This is a genomic window from Neobacillus niacini (assembly GCF_030817695.1).
GTDB lineage: Bacteria > Bacillota > Bacilli > Bacillales > Cytobacillaceae > Neobacillus > Neobacillus niacini_F.
The window spans coordinates 250,846-270,973 of sequence record NZ_JAUSZQ010000003.1 but is presented as its reverse complement, the minus strand read 5'-3'; the positions used below and the strand labels follow the sequence as shown (position 1 = coordinate 270,973).

The following is a 20,128-nucleotide window of genomic DNA, read 5'->3' as shown; positions in this document are numbered from 1 at the left end:
CCTACCAGTTCTCTTTTTTGAGAGCTTTAAATATTTTTATGCACGTACTAATAATCATTAATAATGCACCAACAGGTACACTTATCGTCGCCCATGAATAGCTGATACCCAATGTTTGGAATTGTCTATTGGTACTTTCAAGTGCTAGGGGAATTCCATGCCATATTAAAAAGAATAAGAACAGAATAATGATAATGTTCCAAAAAATATAGATGTTTTTTCTAATTTTCGCAGAAAATTTATTAATAAATAAATCAACATTAACTAATTCTGTATTTCTAAGTGCCATATTGGCACCTAGAAATACTACCCAAGCAAATAACAACATCGATAAATCTACTGCCCAATTCAATGGGTATTTCATTGTTCTAAATATAGCTGAAATAAAGACTAGAAACGTTATTGCGACCAAAAAACTTTTTACAAGCGTCTCTTCAAGTTTGCAAAAATACCCATATAAATTCTTCATGATTTCCCCTCTTTAAGGCTTTTATCTTCCCATCTCTTCATGGATTTGGTCTTTTAACTTCGTTAACCCTAAGACGTCATAAGCTTTATCAGCAGCCTTTTTGAATGCTTCTACATCTGGCTCTACAATTTCCATACCTTCAGCTACTAATTTTTCTTCTAAGTCTGCCTGCATACTTGCAATTTCTTTAGCATTGATTTCAGCAACTGCTTTTGTTTCTTCCAATAAAAGCGTTTGCAAATCTTCTGGTAAAGTGCTGAACCATTTTTCACCAACGATAATACCGTTAATTAATTGGAAGTGACTAGTTTTGTTTACATATTTTACAACTTCATACATTCTTGATGGATATGTTGATGTATGCTGTGCTTCTGCTCCATCAATTGCTCCTTGTTGTACTGCTGAATATGCTTCTCCCCAAGGCATTGCAATTGGAGTTGCCCCCATAGCTTTAATTGATTCCTGCCATACTGGTGAACCAGGTGTTCTGATTCTTAGACCCTTAAGATCTTCTGGCTTTTCAATAGGCTCATTTGTAAGGAAGTGTCTTGGTCCGTCATACCAGTTGAATGAAAGAACTCGAATACCGTGTTCTTCAGCTAATGCTTTTTCCCAAGTTTTAAATGTATCACCTTGAGTAATTTTCAATACATCTTCGTAATTATCTGCTAAGTATGGTGCACCAATAACACCCATATCCTTAACGTAAAGACCCATACGGCTTCCGTCAGTAAGAACCGCTACGTTAACTCCCTGTTCCGCTTGTTCAATTACATCATCGTCACTTCCAAGCTGCGCGCTTGGATAAACTTCCATCTTTAATCTTCCATCTGACTTTTCTTCTAATCTATCAGCTAGTTCATAGAAACCTTTTACAATTGGGGATGTTTCTGCCTGTTGAGTTGACATTTTTACCGTATAAACTTTTCCATCTTTTTCTTTTGAACCAGATGTTTCACTTTTACTGCAGCCTACTGCAACCATACATGCGATAAGGAACAATAACACTAAAGAAAGTTTTTTCATTTTTTCCCCCTGATAGTTTTATTTTTTGAAATCGCTTTCACCACACTAGTATACTAGCATATATATATTTGGAAAATCAATACTTTTTAGAAAATTCATTTAATTAATATACAAATTATTTTAAAATGCAAATCATGTAAAAAAGACACCCTTATTTTGGAAGGGTGCCTCTCTATAAAGCACTAATTTTATAAGATTTCAATTTCTAATATAACCAATTTTCTCAATAATCTCTTGACCTTGAGGCCCCTTCATCCACTCCAAAAATGGTTCAATAGTGTTCTTGGTATTATCTTTTAATGTTATCGCATAAAGGTTAGCAGTAAAAGGGTATTTTTCGCTCGCAATATTTTCAGGGGATGGTTCGATTCCATCAATTGCAAGTAGTTTAATATCAGAATTTCCCCTCATTCCGGTTGCAAAAAAACGGAACGAGAATCCGATTGAATTATCGTAATTCCGATAATCGGCAACTTGTTCGATGATCCCGCCCATTCCCTCTGGAACATCTTCTTTCAAAGGTTCCATAATCGGCGTATCACCCATAATCTTTTCTAGGAGTGTTTGGCTGCCAGAATTTTTCGGACGTTGAAAAGCTATTATTCTTTCATTCTTTCCTCCAAGCTCTGACCAATTCTTTATTTTCCCAGAATAAATGCTCTGAATCTCGGAGACGTCTAAACTATCTACTTTATTATCCGGATTAACAAAAAAGACAAATGCCTCCTTGCCAATGGGCGTCATAACCATTTCCTTTCCCTGCCTTTTAGCCATTTCCTGCTGCTCTTTCGATGGTTCAGCACCAAAGTAGATATCTACCTCACCCGAAAGGAGCCTTTCATAAGAATAAATTGTATTGGTAAAGCTGACGATATCCCATACATTATCTAATTGACTGATGTTTTCATAGACTGTGTTAGCAAAAGCGGAATAGACTGGATACGCTGCTTCTGCACCGTCTAATCTAGGCATTTCAAAAGAATTCTTTATTGTAAAAGTAGAAGGAGATTCTAGCTTGGGCAGGATATTACTTGGATTTGTTACTTCATATGGTGTTAAATCCGTAGATGAATAGCCGCCGCCATACTCAAAGCCATAGGATGGCAGGACCGTCTTACTCCGCTCCCACTGAACTACAGCCCCCGTACCCATTGCCAGTACGAAAACGGTCAAAAGCGTCACTGCCTGCTTCTTGTCAAAAGTGGGGCGTACCCTTTTTATGAGGAATACTAGGAAAATAGTAAACACAACTGCAAGTTCATATGATAATGGTGCCCATAGAAACAATCTTCCCTCGCCCATTAGCATCGTCATAAAGAAAATCGGTGCCATCGCTATATGTAAAATACCATAAGATAACCACGAATCTGCCCCGTAAAACCCGCCGCTAATCAGCATAAAAATCGCCCAAATTACCGCTGTATAAGCTAGTGGAAAGAGGAACAGTAGACTATGCGTGCTATTTTCATCTTGTCTTAGCAGTGTTCTACTTGCATACCCACCAGCAATACACCCGCCGATGATAAGTGGCAAAATTGTAGAAAACAAAAAGTTATCTGCTGTAATAAAAATGGTGATGAATGAAATAACAACTGGAATTACACCAAAATACAAAAACATTTGAAGCATATTTTTCCCCATAAATAACACTCCTAAAAACTTTTTATGTTCGTTTAGTGTAATTTTACACTTTTATGCAGTTTTTTACAATACCTCCTTTAAATGGGATAGTAATGGTAGAATGATAGTCTTATTCGGATAGCTAATTCGGAAAGGGCTAGCTAGTTTTTGAGGTTAACAGTCCAAATGGGTGACCGAAATGGTTGGAAAAATGAGAAAGTGGTAACCAAAGAGGGATATTGGTGACCGATACCGTTGGAAAAATGAGAAAGTGGTAATCAAAGAGGGATATTGGTAACCGAAATCGTTGGAAAAATGGGAAAGTGGGAATCAAAGGGGGCTCTTGGTGACCGAAATCTGTTGGAAACAGATCAGATAGACAGTAAATTTTAAAAAAAAAAACGAATCCCAATATTATCTTTGAGAATCGTCTCTAAACAAGCTTACCATATACTCTAACTCACTTTTAGTCCATTGTTTTTGAGCAAATGCTGCTACAGCCATGTATTTTCCGTAAGTATCCATGAAGTTTTCAATTGCCTTTTTCATATTATTACCACCTTTGTAAAATTTATATCCTTATTATCGTACATAGGCGCCACTTTTTACAAAGCTCCGGAAAACGGAAACATTTGCCATAAAAACGATAACAAATCTAATGTAAGCGAGTATCATATCCAGTTTTCTTAGTATTTCGCTGTTTTTCGTTAATTTACCCGCAAGAGGCTTTCTTCTTCAGTTAACCGTTAATGCCATAAGAAAAGACTAGGGAAACATGCCCTAGTCTTTATTTTGATGAAGGAACCCAATTAAGCAGCTTTGCATATTGAAAAAGTAACCCTAGCAGCCCGCCCACAATACTTGGGAGCAGCCAGCCTAATCCATTCGTGTAAAGCGGAATGAAAGTGAGTGCTGTCGAAATCGGTGCTGCTTCAATACCAGCAGTTGTTAAACCATCATATATACTAACCATTCCTGCACCAATGATTGCACCTATATAAACAGCCCTCGACACTGGTATATAGGAATGCAATAGTGATAATAAAATCAGGACAATCGCAATCGGATAAATACTAATTAGCAGTGGAATTGATACTGAAATTAATTGACTTAAACCAAGATTCGCCATTGTAAAACTAAATAAACATAGAATCGTCACGACTACTGGATAGGAAAGTCTCGTAAATCGTTGACTTAGATACTCACCACAAGCAGCAACCAAACCTACAGACGTGGTTAAACATGCCCCAGTAATAACCAATGCAAGAATAATCGACCCAAACGGACCGAATAAAAGTGATGTGACAGATGAAAGAATAGCCCCGCCATTTTCCTGCATTCCAACAGCCTCAACAGAGGTAGCACCAATAAACGATAATGAGATATAGACAAACGATAAACCAATCCCTGCAATGATCCCTGCCTTAATCGTATAAGAACGAATAAATGATTCCGTTTTTATTCCCATTTCCTGCACCCGATTAATTACAACAACCCCAAATACTAGAGCAGCGATGGCATCCATCGTTAAATACCCTTCGACAAACCCACCAAAAAACGCTCCGTCCCTGTATTTTCCTACTGTCTCACTAAACGAACCAATCGGAGAAGCAAATCCTCTGATTGAAATCACTACGATTAACAGTAACAGTATCGGAGTAAGAATTTTTCCTACACGATCTACTAGTTTGGCTGGATTGAGCGCAAGCCAGTAGGTGATAAGGAAAAATACGAATGTTGAGATAAATAATCCCATGCTGCTGTCGTTTGGCAGGAATGGAGCAACACCAATTTCATACGTTACCGTTCCAGTACGCGGTATTCCGAATAATGGTCCAATCGTTAAATAAATAATAACGGGAAAGACCTTAGCGAATCCAGGGTGTACTCGATTGGATAAGTCATTTAAATCCCCGCCAGATCTTGCAATCGTGAAGACAGCCAATAAAGGCAGGCCCACACCGGTAACTAAAAAGCCAATGATAGCTGACAATAGAGATTCTCCAGCTTGCTGACCTAGTAATGGCGGGAAAATTATATTTCCAGCACCTAAAAATAAGGCAAACATAAAAAAGCCCAAGGCTATGGTTTCTTTTAATGGTAATTTCCGTTCCATGTGAAGCTCCCATCTATAAAATAATATTTTTTAATTCATTATTCAGAAAAATAAAGAATTAATGAAGTAAATTCCCTTAATATGAACTATATTAATATACAAAATTTCGACAAAAACTGCAAAGAATTTTTAAAATAGTTGTTCAATTACTATTGGAAATTACCCAATAAAAACCAAAAAGAGACACCAGGTGATTAAAATTGAACCTAGTGTCACAGCTTTTATTTCGATAACAACGCTAATACGGTATCCAATAGGACGTTTACGCCCTTTTCACATTCTTCCCACGAGGTCAGTTCTTCTTCACAATGGCTTTTTCCATTATAGCTCGGAACAAATAACATCGCAGCAGGGACAAGACTGGCAATAAATTGTGCATCGTGCCCTGCACCGCTGACCATTCTTTTGTTACTATATCCGAGAGACAGTGCTGATTTTTCTAATTGGTTAACGATTTCTGTATCAAACCAAACCGTATCCCGCTCCCATAATTTCGTTGTTTTTACCTCACAGCCCTCGTTTAAACCTCGGTTTGGGAGATCTTCAACAAATTCTTTAAAGGTTTTTACAATCTCAGGATTTTTATGTCTGGCTTCTAGGGAAAACACCACTTTATTTGGAATCACGGTATGAATACTCGGATAAACATTCACCCTGCCGATTGTAAAAACCAATTCTTCATCTAATGGACCAAGTACCCTGCGGATCTCATTAATCAGGTTATTGGCGGCAAATAGAGCATCTTTTCTCATACTCATCGGCGTCGTTCCGGCGTGATCGGATTCACCTGTAATTTCAATATCATAGCATGCCATGCCGACCACACATTCCACCACGCCAACCGACAAAGCTTCTTTTTCAAGAATCGGACCTTGTTCAATATGCAATTCTAAAAATGCAGACCCCTCATTTAAACGATTCTCTACTTCTCCCTCATAACCAATCTCTTTAAGTGCTTCCTCAAAAGTAATCCCCGCAGCATCTTTCTTTCGCAGCATCACATTCTTATCAAATTTGCCGGAAAGCACTCCTGACGCCATCATCGAAGGCTCAAATCTCGCCCCCTCTTCATTTGTAAAATTAACAAGAGTTATCGGAATTTGAAGTTTAATATTATTATCTACAAGTGTTCTAACTACTTCTAAACCAGCTAATACTCCCAGCACACCGTCAAACCTGCCGCCTTTTTTAACCGAATCCAAATGAGAGCCAATCAAGATTGGAGCCTTATTTTCCGCGCCCTCTAATGTAGCATACATGCAGCCCATATCATCAACCTTCACGTTTAAGCCTAACTCTTCACAGCATGACCGAAAAAAATCTCTGGCTAAACGATCTTCATCTGATAATGCCAGACGGGTTACACCATTGTTCTCCGTCCTGCCAAAGCGCGCAAACCGTTCAAGCTCATTCTTTAATCTTTCTCCATTAATTAAAAGCTTTTGCCGCTGCATGCACATCTCTCCTTTTAAATGATGGTAGTCTAGTCAGGGAGTCTGTATTATATTTATGTAAATATTCAGTCAATATTAATTATAACTATTCTATAATGTCTGTCATTAGACAAATGATCAATTTATTTCACTCCTTGGTTTTCTAGTTTGCAATAAAGGAATTTCCTGCAAATAAATGTTTATATTTTACGTTTTTTGTATAACCTATGTTCGAATGTGGACTAGAAGTAATTACGGAGGTGTGGTAATGTCAGAGTTAGAACCTTTAGAGTACCAAACGGGAGCACCTATATTGGATTACGATATTATTGAAATTAAGAATACAGCCAATGGGTTTGAAGTCCTGCTCGATATTAATTTAGATAGCGGATATTCATTATCAGGGACAACCCTGGAAATTACTCATGAGGATTTACAAGGTTATGATACAAATGAAATTGAAGAAGGTATTAAATATGCATTAGGTTTTTTTGGGAACCAAACCCAATAGCCTTTTTCAAAATAAAATCCTGTCTTCAATCATGATGGAGTGGTTATATGCCCAAAGCAAAGGCAAAAAGTGGAGTAGGTCGAGGAACAGGTAAGAAAGGCTGGAATCGTTGGCAGGCTGGTGCTAAAAAAGCAAAAAATGCTAAGCCCTATGTCAGCAAAGGGACTAAAAGAGCAGAGTCTGATAAGACCCCCGATAGTACCGACTAATGATTCAACAAAGCAATTAATCAAACGTTTGATTAGTTTAGAAACTTTATTAATCAAACGTTTGATTAGTTTTTTATTTCAATTCAACTATATATTTTTGGGTATTTACCTCATTATTAGAGAAAACACGTTCCACATAGTTAATTTCTTGTTCAGACATCAACATAACAGTTGAACTTCTTGTACCATATCCTTCACTCTTGATAAACATCGGGGAAAGCATTCTTTCCAATTCTAATGAAACTCCGGTTTTAGGAAGTTTTTCATCCGGAGCTTGGTCTGCCTTTTGAAGCAGAGTTAAAAGAGGTTCTACTAAATCGGTCTGTTTAGTGGTTATGATCTCTGTTAATCCCTCTTTGCCCATTTGCACTTTCGGCCACTCCGTATTTAATAAATGATTACTGACACCGTAAATACCTGGGGGTACCTCCAACAGCTCCTGCCCGACATTTGAATAATAATAAAGCATATTTCCATCTCCAGCCAGTAAGTTGTAACCAGGATACTTGTCTTTATTTATTACTAGGTTTTCCATATAATCCTTTATGTCACCTTGGTATTGTAGAGCATCCAATACCAGCTCTCCTCTAGAACGTTTTCCGTTTGAATCCTCTTTTGGGTTTCGATAATTGGTTAAAGCTGAAAATCGTCCCATTTTGGTAACGCCCATCCAGGTGCCCATCTTTTCTAAATCCCTGCCAGCAAGAATGTCCGGATCATCCTCCCAAAAATAAGCAGGTGCTGTAGGCCTTTGATAAAACTCATCACGATTTGCTGCAACAATCAGTTTATATTTTGGATGTACTTTATAAGCAAATAATATTAAACACATGACATTCACCACCTTCTATAAAAACTTGATATTGTTATTTTATCAATTAATTTCCATAAATAATAATAAAGAGGCACTCCTGCTTAGGAATGCCCCTTACTATTATTTTTTCTTAGCATGTTTCCGCATATCAAAGGCAACTGCCACGATGATGATGGCGCCTTTTACGATAAATTGAATGTATGGACTTACACCGAGGAAGGCTAAACCATAGTTAATGACTTGGAAAATCAGCACTCCTGTGATGACTCCCGGGACAGTTCCAATTCCGCCTGATAAAGAAACACCGCCAACTACACAGGCTGCAATTGCGTCTAACTCATACATATTTCCCGTATTATTCGTTGCACTGCCAACACGGCCTGCCTCTAATGTACCTGAGAATCCATATAATAAACCAGCGATCATGTAAATGATGATAATGTTTTTTGCTACGTTAACGCCTGATACCTTTGCAGCTTCAGGATTTCCGCCAATTGCATACATATTTTTACCAAGTTGTGTTTTATTCCAAAGCACCCAAATAATGATTGAAAATGCAATCGCATATAAAATCAGGTATGGGAATTCATATTGACCTAATTTAATCCCTTTTTGCGCAAAGGTTGTAAAGCTTTCACTTAATCCGCCAATCGGCTGTGCTCCATATGGAGGGCGATCAAAGTAAATGGACGTAATTCCGTAGACACCAATCATCATACCTAAGGTAGCAATAAAAGGAGGTACATGAAACTTAGATACAATAAAACCGTTTAATGTCCCAAAAAGGCCTGTTACCAACATTGCAATAATAATAGGAACAAATAAAGGCAATTCAGGTAAATTTGGATACATTTTATACGCATAATCACCAGCTTGCAGCAAGGACGCTGAAACTACTGCTGCAAGTCCAACCATTCGTCCTGCTGATAAGTCCGTCCCTCCTAAAATCAAGATTCCTGCTATACCTAGTGCAATAATGATCCTTGAGGATGACTGACTTAGGATATTAATTAAGTTTGTCATGGACAAAAAGTCAGGAGACGCGATAACAATTCCAATTACTAGTAAAATCAAAAATACATAAATAACATTATCAAACAGCCATTTTACAATAGTAGACTTTTTTGTAGCCTGAGTATTCATTTTGCTTCTCCTCCTAATACAACGCTGCCAGTCGCATAATTTCTTCTTGTGTGGTTGTTTTTGTTTCTACGATTCCGGCTGCTCTTCCATTACTCATTACTAAGATTCTGTCTGTAACACCAAGCAGTTCAGGCATTTCTGAAGAAATCATGATAATTCCTTTTCCCTCAGCTGCTAATTGGTTAATTAGCTGGTAAATTTCAAATTTTGCTCCAACGTCAATTCCCCTGGTTGGTTCATCTAACAATAGTACTTCCGGTTTTGTTAGCAGCCAGCGGCCAATGATGACCTTCTGCTGGTTACCACCTGAAAGACTTCCGATTGGCGTTTTTTGCGATGGCGTCTTTACTTTCATTGAATCTATAACCCATTTTGTATCATCATGGACTTTGTTTTCTGAGAGAAACAGGCCTTTTCGATACTGTGGAAGGTTTGCAATAATAGAGTTGAAGCTAATGCTGAGTTGTGGATAAATCCCCGTTGTTCTTCTTTCTTCCGTCACTAGAGCAAAACCATTTTTAATCGCATGCTGCGGCGAATGATTATGAACAACCTTTCCATTTAGCTCAATACTTCCAGATTTTATTCCTCTGATACCGAACAGCGCCTCCATTACCTCTGTACGCTTGGAGCCGACTAATCCTGCAACACCTAATATTTCTCCCTTTCTCAATTCGAAGTTAATATTAGAGAATGACCCTTCTGTTTCAGCAGTTAAATCCTTTACTTTAAGGGTTACAACTCCAGGTTTGTTGATTTTTTCTGGAAAACGCTGTGATAGGTCACGGCCAACCATTAGCTTAATGATTTCATCCGTTGTTAGTTCCTTCGCACTTTTTGTTGCAATATACTGACCGTCACGCATGATTGTCACTTCGTCGGAGATTTTTAAAATTTCTTCCATTTTGTGCGAGATATAAATAATGGCTACGTTATCACTTTGCAGCTTTCTAATAATGGTAAATAAATGATTTACCTCTTTCTCCGTTAGAGAGGATATTGGTTCATCCATTACAATGAGTTTGGAATTATATGAAACAGCTTTTGCAATTTCCACCATCTGCATTTCAGAAACTGACAAACTTCCTACTTTGCTTCGTGGGTCAATATGAATGTCCAGACTTTTAAAAATTGCTGCTGTATCCTCATACATCCTTTTTTCATCGATAAAAATTCCTTTTTTCGGATACCTTCCCAGCCAAATGTTATCCATTACATTTTGCTGACGGACTTGGTTCAGTTCCTGGTGGACCATTGACACTCCGTTTTCTAGTGCTTGTTTAGAATTTGCAAATGTAACCTCTTTTCCATCCAACAGGATTTTTCCTTCATCCATTGAATAGATACCGAATAAGCACTTCATTAAGGTTGATTTTCCAGCACCATTCTCACCCATTAAGGCATGTACTGACCCTGCCTTAACTTTTAGGGAAACGTTGTTAAGAGCAATAACGCCAGGAAATCTTTTGGTTAAATTAATCATTTCAAGTAAATTGGCTGAACTTGCCTCTGACATACTTAAACCTCCTTGCCTAACCATATAACATGCATTTTTATAATAAAATTTAATTTCGTCAGTCCTGTTTCAAATGATTAGCTTGAAACATTGACCCCGAACGAAGGAAAAGAATAATGTACCTTTTCCTTCGTTCGAGGAGCGCTATAGGGGTTAAACCCTTAACCCCTGGACAGGCGCTTCCGCTTTTTATTTATATGCGTCTTTACCAACCTGGATATTGTCTTTTGTGATTTCAATATAAGGTACACGAACCGCTTTTGCGTCATCTAGCTTCCATTCTGTTCCTTCTAATACGTCCTTACCGTTTGCAGCATTGGCAGCTAATTGAACAGTGGCGGCACCTTGGTTTTTCGCATCATTTAAGATAGATCCAACCATTTTTCCTTTTTCAATCATTTCAAGTGCTTCTGGAATCGCGTCTACACCTACAACTGGCATAAACTTATCACCTGAGAAGTAGCCTGCTTTTTCAAGAGAAGCAATCGCACCTAATGCCATACCATCGTTATTAGCAATAACAAATTCAATCTCATCGTTGTATTTTGCAATCCAAGCGTCCATTTTCTCGGTTGCTTTCATTGCATCCCACATACCAGTGTCTAAAGCAAGTTCATCTACTTCAATTCCTTTTTCTTTAACGGTATCAACTACAAACTTTGTACGAGCTTCCGCATCCGGGTGGCCTGGCTCACCCTTTAAGAGGACGTATTGAAGCTTGCCATCACCATTTTTATCCCAAGTGTCTTTATTTGCTTCCCAAGCCTTGGCGATTAATTCACCTTGAAGAATTCCCGATTCAGATGAAGTGGTTCCGACATAATAAGCTTTTTCGTAGCCTTTTAATACACTTGCATCTGGCTCTTTGTTAAAGAAGATAACAGGAATATCCTTTACTTTAGCTTTATCAATAATGGTTTGTGCCGCTTTAGGGTCTACAAGGTTGATGGCCAGCGATTTTGCTCCTTTTGCAATAAGTGTATCGACTTGTTCAACCTGTTTAGCCTGGTCGTTTTGAGAGTCGTTCAGCATTAAGTTGACCTTTCCATCAGCTGCTGTTTCCATAGCACGACGAACATAGGACATGAAATTATCATCAAATTTGTAAATGGTTGCACCCACTGCAGGAAGGTCGCCGTCCTTGCCTTTTCCAGAATCTGTTGAACTTTTTTCTGTACCGCCGCAGCCAGTTGCTAATAGAATACTAGACGCAACTGTTAATGATAGAATTAATCCTTTTTTCTTTTTAAACATGTCATCCTTCTCCTTTTGCTAGTTAGTAAGGCTCTGGTAAACTTCGCTTACCTTCACCTAATTGAAAACCCTTACATATATAGTAGCACTGGGATATTTCATTCAATAGTTCCAACCTATAGCACAAATTTGCGATTTCCTAGATTTTTTTGTTAACACGAAAAAAGACCGATTCATTACGAATCAGTCTAATAAAATGAAATTCTATTAACAAACCGTTTCCCTACGAAATTCAGTTGGGGATAAACCTGTCTGTTTTTTAAATACACGGCTAAAGTAATTTGGATCTTTATAGCCAACAGAATAGCAAATTTCCTTTAAGCTCTTTGAAGCATCAACCATTTCAAGTTTAGCCTGCTTTATTCTGATTTCGGTTACGTAATCAATAAAAGTCATACCAAACCGATCTTTAAATAATTTACTTAAATAAAATGGACTTAGCTCCACATATTCTGCTACGTGTTCCAAAGTAATGGAATCCGCATAATGGATTTCAATATATTCCTTCGCCCTATGAAGCATTCCCTTGGCATGGTTGTTCCTCCATAGCTGAACATGCTTGACGACTGTCAGTAAATTCGCTTTTCCTTTTTCTAAGATAAGGTTAATATCCTCTGCCTCATCTATTATCAAAGAACCTTCAAAGTGTATCCCTAAGTCATGCATCATCCTTGAAAGGAGAATAAACAATTCATCAAAAGATTTTTTCACTATTGTAGCGTTTACTTCTTTGTTACCGGTAAGTTTGGTTACAAACGAATCAAAGATAAACATAACTTGGTTTATATCACCTTGTCGTACACCATCCAGCAACTTTTTCTCTATTTCCAGAACATCTGAAACGGAAGGCAGCTCGGCTGCTCCTTGTTTACTGCTAAATAAATATTTTCGGTTGGGGGTTTTTGATAGATGCTGTAGAGCAACAACCGCTTCATGATAAGATTTATTGAGCTCATGGCCATGACAATATGGGAGTCCTACCCCTATTTTTAATTCTACATTTATTTGATTCTTTTGAAAGGAGCTAAATAGACTTTCAATGGTCTGCTGGGCACTTGTTTTAAAGTGCACCCTTTCTGGAAGTTCTTTACAAAGAACTAAAACAGGTACTTGAGAATCTGTCATCGGTCCTATCATGAATTCTTCTTTTTTTACTGCTGATTTTAAGACATCCTTAAGCCATAAATAAAAGTTTTGCTTTACATGTATGTCAAGTTCTCCTTTTTCCTTGGGGAGAGCGGAAAACAACATAATATAACCAGAGGTAATTTCTACACCTAACAGTTGACTCCATTCATCAAACGAAATATCTTGGACCTGGTTTAGGATTAGAGAAGACACCCACTCTTTCTGGGCTATCGAGACTGCACGGTCTAGGTTCTCCATCAAGCTTTGCTTTTCCTTCATAGACTTGCGCTCTTCAAAAATCTCATCTGAAATACGTTGTAAACTCTCGAGAATATCCTGTTTTCTACTAGGTTTTAAGATATATTCTTTTACACCCTGCCGCATAACTTCCTTGGCATATTCAAAGGTATTAAAGGCTGAAACCATAATAAATCGGGTGTGGTGATCCGTGCTTTTGATTTCCTTTACAGCTTGAACCCCATCAATTCCGGGCATCTTTATATCCATAAAGATGATATCCGGCTTAAGTTCTCTAGCCATTTCAATAGCCTTTCTTCCATTAGGCGCTTCACCAATTACCATTACGTTCTCAGAGGAGCCGTTTATAATCTTAGTCAATGCTTTTCTCTCTAAAACCTCATCATCCACAATTAGAATTTTCAACAAGCTCAGTTCCTCCTTTTACAACGTTTGGAATGGTCAGTTTAAACGTAGTCCCTTTTCGTAATTCTGATTGTATTTCTATAATGTCTTTTTGATTATAAAAAAGCTGAAGCCTGCGAATAACATTTTTTACTCCTATACCAGTTGAATGTCCTTTTGATTTTTCATATTCGTATACTTCTTTTTCAGTTCTGCTTACATAGTTTAGCAATCTATTTTTGGTCGTTTCATCCATTCCATCTCCATTGTCGACTATTTCTACATTAATTCTGTCATTACTTTTGTAAATTTGAAGCCGGATTTCTGCATTTTCTTCATACGATTCCACACCATGTATGAATGCATTTTCGATTAATGGCTGAAGGGTTAAACTAGGAATTTCTATATCCAAACAATCCTCTTCTATTTCCGTAACGAATTGAATTCGGTCTCCAAATCTTGTTTGTTGAATAAAAAAGTACTCTTTAACAATAGATACCTCGTCCCGTAGAGTGGCAGCCTTATTCAAATCGCCACCTAGGTTGTATCGCAGTAAGGCGGCTACAGATTCAATTAATCTAGAAGTATGTTCCGCATCCTCTAGATAAGCCATTTTTGAAACCGTATTCAAAGTATTGAATAGGAAATGTGGATTGATTTGGTTTTGAAGACTCCTTAGCTCTAATTCTTTTAGGAGCTTATCTAGCTCCGATTTCTGCTTGATTTCTTTTACCAATTCTCTAAGATTCGAACGCATTTGGTTAAAGGTTTCGGTTAAAGGCTTCAATTCATCCTTGGTCGTTATCTTAATATCTTCGCCAGAAAGATCACCTTTTGAAATTTTCCTCGCTGCCTGTGATAATAGCGTAATTGGTTTTGTAATACCGCCCGAGATCCAAAGGGCAATCAATGTACTAAGAAAAAAAGCACAGGAGAAAAGGGAAAAAGACAACAATTTAAAATAATGATTTTGCCTTTCCATTTGATTATAGAAATTTTGATAGTCTGTTAGTTTACTATTTAAGAGTTCAAGTGTACTTTCCTGAAGGAATCCTGATATTTTTAATGCTTCATTTAAGTGATCTGAATACTCATTAATTTTGTCTTTATGAAAAGCTTCTATTGTTGCGTCACATTCTTCTAGAAAGCTGTTTATCATATTTTGGTAGTTAATAACCCCTATATCATTCGATTGCATTTCTTTATTAAAAAGCCATTGGTCATTAAGCAGCTTAGATTTTTCCAGGTTATATTCTTTTAAATAGGTGCTTTCCTTATCTAACAAATATCCCTGCAGGTTTTCCATAATTAGCGTAGTTCTTTGTGAGATATCATTTAACATTAGGAATCGCTCAAAACTATCATCATATTCATTAATTAGGTTTTCACTACTTTGATAAAAAAGGACTCCGACAGACGTTAACAGCACGACAAGGACAATAAAATACAGTAATAATTTCGATCGAATACGAAATAACATTATCGGCCTGCCTCCCATTCGTCCTCTTTGCGTTTTAATAGATCAGCGGCCCTCATAATGCGGGTATCGGTATGAACGACCGGAGAGACCTTCTTTCCTTCAATGAGGTCAATCATCATTGTCACGGAACGGTACCCCATTTCATAGGGCTCCTGCACCACTGTTGCTTGAATCGTTCCTTTTGAAATGTACTTAAGTGTTTCAGGCAGACTATCAAATCCAATAATATATACTTGATTCTGCTTCCTAAACTTATCTACTACTTGAGCAATTCCAATTGCATCTAGTGCACTTGTCCCATAGAACGCATCGACTTCAGGATAATCGGTTAATATTTGATAGGTTTTTTCAGCCGCTCGAACTCGACTAATTTCAGATTCTTCCACTGTAATTATCGTTATTCCCTCTTCTGATTCCACAGCGTCACGAAAACCCTGAACTCGCTGCTGCTGATGGTTCGCATAATAATTGCCTGTAATAATGGCAACATTGGCCTGACCATTGGTGTCTTCAATTAAAGCTTTACCAGCCAAAAAGCCAGAATAATAATTGTCTGTTCCAATATAAGCCATCCGGTCACTATTGGCCGCATCTGTATCAATGGTTATGACAGGCAGTTTTTCTACAACTCTATTAATTAACGGGGTAAATTGCTCGTCACTCAAACCTTGTGTAATAATACCATCCACTTTAGATGCCATTGACATTTCAATCGTTTTCAAATGTTCATCAATATTAGCCTGCCTCGGTCCTGCATACTCCAATAAAACACCGTGTTCCTCCGCTGCCTTCTTTGCCCCTTCTTCAACAAGCCGCCAATAATCATTGTCTAGCTCCTCAGGAACCAACACAAAATGATAATTATACTTTTCCCCTGTTTGATCCTCAGCAGGCAAATCATGACTAACAACCTTATAGCCATAAAATACAGAAAAAGCACAACTCGCAAGAAAACACAAAATACCAAATGTATACGCTACCACAGTTAATCTGCTCATAAACAACCCCATTATCCTCACCAGTCTAGATAACTAAAATTATACGAAAAATACCAATATCCGACAATGACAAATGGTGCCTGTCACCACATTAAAGTCATTCTAATGTGGTGACAGGCACCATTAAAACACAAGTGTCCACCCAGGGTGGACATTTGTGTTAAGAGCTGCTGTCTCTTATGATAAGCTGGGTGGTGATGGTGATTTTTTTGGCTGTTTTTCTGCCTTGGATTCTTTCTACTAGGGTGTTGACGGCTGTTTCTCCCATTAGTTCTGTATAGACTTTTACTGTGCTTAATGAGGGAAACACATATTTGGAAATGCTTATGTCATTTACACCAATGATGTTAACACGACTAGGAACAGAGATCCCTTCCTCCAGTAAAGCCCTAAGCGCACCAACTGCCAGTGAATCATTGGCTGCAAAAAAGGCAGTTGGTAGGTTTTCTCCATGTTCTTGTATAGCTTTTTTCATTAGTGAATGGCCATCATGAACGGTAAATGCTCCAACGTACATGAAGGCTTCATTCAATAGCCCTCTGCCTTCTAAATATACTTTAAAGGTGACTTCTCTAGGGTCTTCGATGAGAGAGGTTTGATCTTTGAAACCTTCTCTGCCGCCAATATACCCAATATTCACATGGCCGCTCTCCAAAAAGTGGTCGATGACTTTTTTAGTGACCTTTTCAAAATCAGTAACCACTGAATCAAACTGTTCCTCATCAGGAGAGGTATCCACAAACACGATATTATTTGTAATGGAAAGCATCTCTTTAATTTGTTTATCACTAAACTTTCCAATTGCAATTAGGCCATGAATCTCATCCTGCTTTAAATTCTCGAAGTTATCTTGAAAGTACTTGTCTACAGAAAAACCCAATTGCCTGGCTTGATTTTCGACTCCTAAACGAATCGACATATAATATAGGTCTTCCAGCTCTTCTTTTTCTGTATACCACTGTATAAGTGCGATTTTCCCTGTTTCTAGTTTTCTAGCCTGTTTCTTTTTATAAGAAAGCTGCTCCGCAACCTCAAATATTCTCTTTTTTGTTTCATCACCAACTGATAAAGTACTATCATAATTCAATACTCGGGATACGGTTGCGATCGAAACTCCTGCTAATTCTGCAATATCCTTTATGGTAGCCATTCATTAAACTCCTATTGTATTTGAAAAAAAGCGATATTTTGTTGTTGCCTTGTATACTTCTTCTGGGTTTAAGACGATGGATGGAAAATCTGGCTGGTTGATGGCGTCAGGAAGCCCCTGAGTTTCAAGGCATACGCCCAAGTAGTTCCTTGCTCGAACACCAGATATAGAAAAAGGACCTTCCAGCTGATTCGACGTATAAAGGACCACGCATGGCTGATCGGTCGTAACTAATAATGTCCTTCCGCTCTCCTTGTCACTTAATACCGCTGTATTTTCTCTGCTTTTTGAAAAAAGGAGCGGATGATCATAACCATTGCCAGCAAGCACATTTTGTGGATGTTCGGATTTCATCCCTGCCTTCAGCAAACGGCCACGCTTAAAGTCAAAAGGAGTATTCGTAACGTCTATCATTTTTCCGGTGGGTATTAAATCTGGTCCCAGCTCTAAGAAACGGTCACTTTCTAGCTGAAGAATATGTTCAGAAACATCCCTTTTTAAATTTCCGCTTAGGTTAAAGTATGAATGATTCGTTAAATTCACGATCGTTTTTTGATCCGTACGCGCCTCATAGCTAATACTCAACTCATTTTGATTATTTAAAAGATAGGTGGCGGTACAATCCAAATTACCTGGATAGCCTTCTTCACCATTTACACTACGATAGAAAAATTTTAATCCAACTGCATTCGTTGTTTTAAACGGCTCTGTTTTCCAAATGACCGAATTAAAGCCGTTTTTACCTCCATGCAGGTGGTTAGGGGCCTCGTTGGGTGTCAGCCTGTAAATTTCTCCATCCAACTCAAACTCCGAATGATTAATTCTTCCAGCCACTCGACCAACAATTGATCCAAAATACGGGGACAAATCCACATAATCCTCAAATTGGTCGAAACCAAGCACTACATTTTCAATTTTCCCAATGCGGTCGGGGACCAAAATCTTTGTGATAATGCAACCATAATTCAGGCATGAAACGGACATACCTGAATCGTTGACTAGGGTATACTCAATCACTGACTCATCCTTATAAACACCGAACAGTCTATCTGTAATTTTCATCCATTTCCACTCCATTATTTCACTTTTAAAGTAAGAGCCATTACTGCCATCCCTTTGATGTCAACTTTTACACTATGATAAAGATAAGATAAAACGATTAAACCCGGCTTTACCTTCTTCATTCCGCTTAAAAACACCCGCGTCCTCTAAAACCCTTAAAAACTTTTTCCCTGTCTCTTCTCTCACTATTGCTTCAACATTAGAGTCTGTGACAACAGATTGATAGTCGTCTTTTAGACTTTTTGCCCATTCAATATGGTAATCAGCCACCACATCCGATTTACCTAAAATGAAGTTTTCAACCTCTTCAAGTTCATTTTTTAACCGTGCTGGCAATACAGCTAAGCCCATTACTTCAATTAGCCCAATGTTTTCCTTCTTAATATGATGAACATCTTGATGAGGGTGAAAAATCCCAAGTGGATGCTCCTCGTTCGTCCGGTTGTTACGAAGAACTAAATCTAGTTCGTAATAATTCTGATTTTTTCGTGAAATAGGTGTAATCGTATTATGAGGAGTTTCCCCTGTTTTGGCATAGATTCCTACAGTTTCATCACTATAATTTCTCCACTTTGATAGAATATGCTCTCCCGCCTCGACAAGCGGTTCAATTTCTTCCGAACGCAATCGAATGACTGACATTGGCCACTTCACAACGGAAGCCTTGATATTCGGAAAACGATCAATCGCAAATGTCCATTCATCCTCTGCTTTGGCCATTGCAAAGTCATAATGACCACCCTGATAATGATCGTGAGACAAAATCGATCCACCCACTATGGGTAAGTCTGCATTAGACCCAACAAAATAATGAGGGAATTGCTCGACAAAGCGAAGTAACCGACTAAAGGCAGACGAAGTAATTTTCATATCCCTATGGTCCTCAGACAGTACAATACAATGCTCATTATAGTAAACATAAGGAGAATATTGTAAAAGCCAGTTTTCTTCTAGAAGCTTTAACCTTATCATACGGTGATTAGAACGTGCAGGGTGGCCAATTCTTCCTGCATACCCTTCATTTTCAATACAAAGCAAGCATTTAGGATAATTCGTTTTTTCTACAGCACGTTCAAGTGCAATGCTTCTCGGGTCCTTTTCCGGCTTTGATAAATTTATGGTAATGTCTAGTTCACCATACTCCGTTTTTACCTTATACTCAATATTATTGCGAATCCGGTTCATCTGGATATAGTTACTGTTTTTGCTTAACTCATAAAAATACTCTGTTGCTTTTTTGGGATGCTGTTTATATTTTTCAAAAAATATCTGATTAACGGTTGATGGCCGCGCCATAAAACAGTTCATGATTTTACTTGAAAAAATCTCTTTTTCATCAAAAACATCTTCAATAATGCCTTGCTTACAAGCATAATCTACAATCTGATCAAGTAAATCAGGTATGTCTTCATTAGACTCTGCGTCACTTTCTTTAAACTCGACTAAATGTAAGAGTGAAAGGATTTGATTGCGGGCATAAATTTCATCATCAGGTTCCATTAATTGAGCAGCAATTGCTTGATTAATTAATTGTTGGATTAGTTGGTAAATCATGCC

Annotated in this window: 18 protein-coding genes; 2 read left to right on the top strand and 16 right to left on the bottom strand. The window is 37.9% G+C overall.

All coding sequences use genetic code 11. The features are described 5' to 3' along the window. Nucleotide 1 precedes the first annotated feature (1 nt). From QFZ28_RS24825 to QFZ28_RS24800, 6 genes are all read right to left on the bottom strand, one after another. The gene (locus QFZ28_RS24825) at nucleotides 2–469 is read right to left on the bottom strand and encodes a TRAP transporter small permease (protein ID WP_307197314.1); all 468 of its coding nucleotides are present in this window, start codon (nucleotides 467–469) and stop codon (nucleotides 2–4) included. A gap of 21 nt (nucleotides 470–490) precedes the next feature. Then, the gene (locus tag QFZ28_RS24820) at nucleotides 491–1,495 is read right to left on the bottom strand and encodes a C4-dicarboxylate TRAP transporter substrate-binding protein (RefSeq protein WP_307197313.1); all 1,005 of its coding nucleotides are present in this window, start codon (nucleotides 1,493–1,495) and stop codon (nucleotides 491–493) included. A 198-nt stretch (nucleotides 1,496–1,693) separates the two neighbouring features. Then, the gene (locus tag QFZ28_RS24815) at nucleotides 1,694–3,136 is read right to left on the bottom strand and encodes a PstS family phosphate ABC transporter substrate-binding protein (protein WP_307197312.1); all 1,443 of its coding nucleotides are present in this window, start codon (nucleotides 3,134–3,136) and stop codon (nucleotides 1,694–1,696) included. 393 nt (nucleotides 3,137–3,529) lie between these two features. Next, nucleotides 3,530–3,664: a hypothetical protein gene (locus tag QFZ28_RS24810; RefSeq protein ID WP_307197311.1), complete on the bottom strand. Its 135-nt coding sequence runs from the start codon at nucleotides 3,662–3,664 to the stop codon at nucleotides 3,530–3,532. Nucleotides 3,665–3,902: 238 nt separating this feature from the next. After that, complete coding sequence (brnQ, locus tag QFZ28_RS24805; RefSeq protein WP_307197310.1) at nucleotides 3,903–5,231, bottom strand: branched-chain amino acid transport system II carrier protein; 1,329 nt, start codon at nucleotides 5,229–5,231, stop codon at nucleotides 3,903–3,905. Between the two features lie 221 nt (nucleotides 5,232–5,452). Beyond that, complete coding sequence (locus tag QFZ28_RS24800) at nucleotides 5,453–6,685, bottom strand: Zn-dependent hydrolase (protein WP_307197309.1); 1,233 nt, start codon at nucleotides 6,683–6,685, stop codon at nucleotides 5,453–5,455. Nucleotides 6,686–6,932: 247 nt separating this feature from the next. On the opposite strand from QFZ28_RS24800, the gene QFZ28_RS24795 reads away from it, so the two are divergent. Beyond that, nucleotides 6,933–7,175, top strand: a complete 243-nt coding sequence (locus QFZ28_RS24795) for a hypothetical protein (protein WP_307197308.1) — start codon at nucleotides 6,933–6,935, stop codon at nucleotides 7,173–7,175. Nucleotides 7,176–7,222: 47 nt separating this feature from the next. Continuing rightward, complete coding sequence (locus tag QFZ28_RS24790) at nucleotides 7,223–7,384, top strand: DUF3934 domain-containing protein (RefSeq protein WP_307197307.1); 162 nt, start codon at nucleotides 7,223–7,225, stop codon at nucleotides 7,382–7,384. Between the two features lie 73 nt (nucleotides 7,385–7,457). Here QFZ28_RS24790 and QFZ28_RS24785 read toward each other — a convergent pair whose 3' ends face one another. The 10 genes from QFZ28_RS24785 to galT form a co-directional block, all read right to left on the bottom strand. Next, nucleotides 7,458–8,216 carry an NRDE family protein gene (locus tag QFZ28_RS24785; protein WP_307197306.1) on the bottom strand — a complete coding sequence of 253 codons (759 nt, stop codon included), beginning with the start codon at nucleotides 8,214–8,216 and terminating at the stop codon, nucleotides 7,458–7,460. Nucleotides 8,217–8,318: 102 nt separating this feature from the next. Continuing rightward, nucleotides 8,319–9,341, bottom strand: coding sequence for a galactose/methyl galactoside ABC transporter permease MglC (mglC, locus tag QFZ28_RS24780; protein WP_307197305.1), 1,023 nt, complete (start codon nucleotides 9,339–9,341; stop codon nucleotides 8,319–8,321). 13 nt (nucleotides 9,342–9,354) lie between these two features. After that, the gene (gene mglA / locus QFZ28_RS24775; RefSeq protein ID WP_307197304.1) at nucleotides 9,355–10,857 is read right to left on the bottom strand and encodes a galactose/methyl galactoside ABC transporter ATP-binding protein MglA; all 1,503 of its coding nucleotides are present in this window, start codon (nucleotides 10,855–10,857) and stop codon (nucleotides 9,355–9,357) included. 189 nt (nucleotides 10,858–11,046) lie between these two features. After that, entirely contained in the window at nucleotides 11,047–12,111 is a 1,065-nt protein-coding gene (mglB, locus tag QFZ28_RS24770) for a galactose/glucose ABC transporter substrate-binding protein MglB (protein ID WP_307197303.1), read from the bottom strand. Nucleotides 12,112–12,318: 207 nt separating this feature from the next. Then, nucleotides 12,319–13,905 (bottom strand): response regulator, encoded by a 1,587-nt coding sequence (locus tag QFZ28_RS24765; protein ID WP_307197302.1) that lies wholly within the window; start codon nucleotides 13,903–13,905, stop codon nucleotides 12,319–12,321. After that, complete coding sequence (locus tag QFZ28_RS24760) at nucleotides 13,880–15,361, bottom strand: sensor histidine kinase (protein ID WP_307197301.1); 1,482 nt, start codon at nucleotides 15,359–15,361, stop codon at nucleotides 13,880–13,882. The genes QFZ28_RS24765 and QFZ28_RS24760 overlap by 26 nt, the downstream gene beginning before the upstream one ends. Continuing rightward, on the bottom strand, nucleotides 15,361–16,359 hold the full coding sequence (locus QFZ28_RS24755) for a sugar-binding protein (RefSeq protein ID WP_307197300.1): 999 nt from the start codon (nucleotides 16,357–16,359) through the stop codon (nucleotides 15,361–15,363). The genes QFZ28_RS24760 and QFZ28_RS24755 overlap by 1 nt, the downstream gene beginning before the upstream one ends. Nucleotides 16,360–16,519: 160 nt before the next feature. After that, entirely contained in the window at nucleotides 16,520–17,509 is a 990-nt protein-coding gene (locus QFZ28_RS24750) for a LacI family DNA-binding transcriptional regulator (protein ID WP_307197299.1), read from the bottom strand. A 3-nt stretch (nucleotides 17,510–17,512) separates the two neighbouring features. Next, nucleotides 17,513–18,571: an aldose epimerase family protein gene (locus QFZ28_RS24745; RefSeq protein WP_307197298.1), complete on the bottom strand. Its 1,059-nt coding sequence runs from the start codon at nucleotides 18,569–18,571 to the stop codon at nucleotides 17,513–17,515. A gap of 72 nt (nucleotides 18,572–18,643) precedes the next feature. Then, complete coding sequence (gene galT, locus QFZ28_RS24740) at nucleotides 18,644–20,125, bottom strand: UDP-glucose--hexose-1-phosphate uridylyltransferase (protein WP_307197297.1); 1,482 nt, start codon at nucleotides 20,123–20,125, stop codon at nucleotides 18,644–18,646. Between the last annotated feature and the right edge of the window lie 3 nt (nucleotides 20,126–20,128).

Excerpts from the sequence above, each read along its gene's own strand:
- QFZ28_RS24825 (WP_307197314.1), bottom strand. The coding sequence starts at position 469 with ATGAAGAATTTATATGGGTATTTTTGCAAACTTGAAGAGACGCTTGTA.
- QFZ28_RS24820 (WP_307197313.1), bottom strand. The coding sequence starts at position 1,495 with ATGAAAAAACTTTCTTTAGTGTTATTGTTCCTTATCGCATGTATGGTT.
- QFZ28_RS24815 (WP_307197312.1), bottom strand. The coding sequence starts at position 3,136 with ATGGGGAAAAATATGCTTCAAATGTTTTTGTATTTTGGTGTAATTCCA.
- QFZ28_RS24810 (WP_307197311.1), bottom strand. The coding sequence starts at position 3,664 with ATGAAAAAGGCAATTGAAAACTTCATGGATACTTACGGAAAATACATG.
- brnQ (WP_307197310.1), bottom strand. The coding sequence starts at position 5,231 with ATGGAACGGAAATTACCATTAAAAGAAACCATAGCCTTGGGCTTTTTT.
- QFZ28_RS24800 (WP_307197309.1), bottom strand. The coding sequence starts at position 6,685 with ATGCAGCGGCAAAAGCTTTTAATTAATGGAGAAAGATTAAAGAATGAG.
- QFZ28_RS24795 (WP_307197308.1), top strand. The coding sequence starts at position 6,933 with ATGTCAGAGTTAGAACCTTTAGAGTACCAAACGGGAGCACCTATATTG.
- QFZ28_RS24790 (WP_307197307.1), top strand. The coding sequence starts at position 7,223 with ATGCCCAAAGCAAAGGCAAAAAGTGGAGTAGGTCGAGGAACAGGTAAG.
- QFZ28_RS24785 (WP_307197306.1), bottom strand. The coding sequence starts at position 8,216 with ATGTGTTTAATATTATTTGCTTATAAAGTACATCCAAAATATAAACTG.
- mglC (WP_307197305.1), bottom strand. The coding sequence starts at position 9,341 with ATGAATACTCAGGCTACAAAAAAGTCTACTATTGTAAAATGGCTGTTT.
- mglA (WP_307197304.1), bottom strand. The coding sequence starts at position 10,857 with ATGTCAGAGGCAAGTTCAGCCAATTTACTTGAAATGATTAATTTAACC.
- mglB (WP_307197303.1), bottom strand. The coding sequence starts at position 12,111 with ATGTTTAAAAAGAAAAAAGGATTAATTCTATCATTAACAGTTGCGTCT.
- QFZ28_RS24760 (WP_307197301.1), bottom strand. The coding sequence starts at position 15,361 with ATGTTATTTCGTATTCGATCGAAATTATTACTGTATTTTATTGTCCTT.
- QFZ28_RS24755 (WP_307197300.1), bottom strand. The coding sequence starts at position 16,359 with ATGAGCAGATTAACTGTGGTAGCGTATACATTTGGTATTTTGTGTTTT.
- QFZ28_RS24750 (WP_307197299.1), bottom strand. The coding sequence starts at position 17,509 with ATGGCTACCATAAAGGATATTGCAGAATTAGCAGGAGTTTCGATCGCA.
- QFZ28_RS24745 (WP_307197298.1), bottom strand. The coding sequence starts at position 18,571 with ATGAAAATTACAGATAGACTGTTCGGTGTTTATAAGGATGAGTCAGTG.
- galT (WP_307197297.1), bottom strand. The coding sequence starts at position 20,125 with ATGATTTACCAACTAATCCAACAATTAATTAATCAAGCAATTGCTGCT.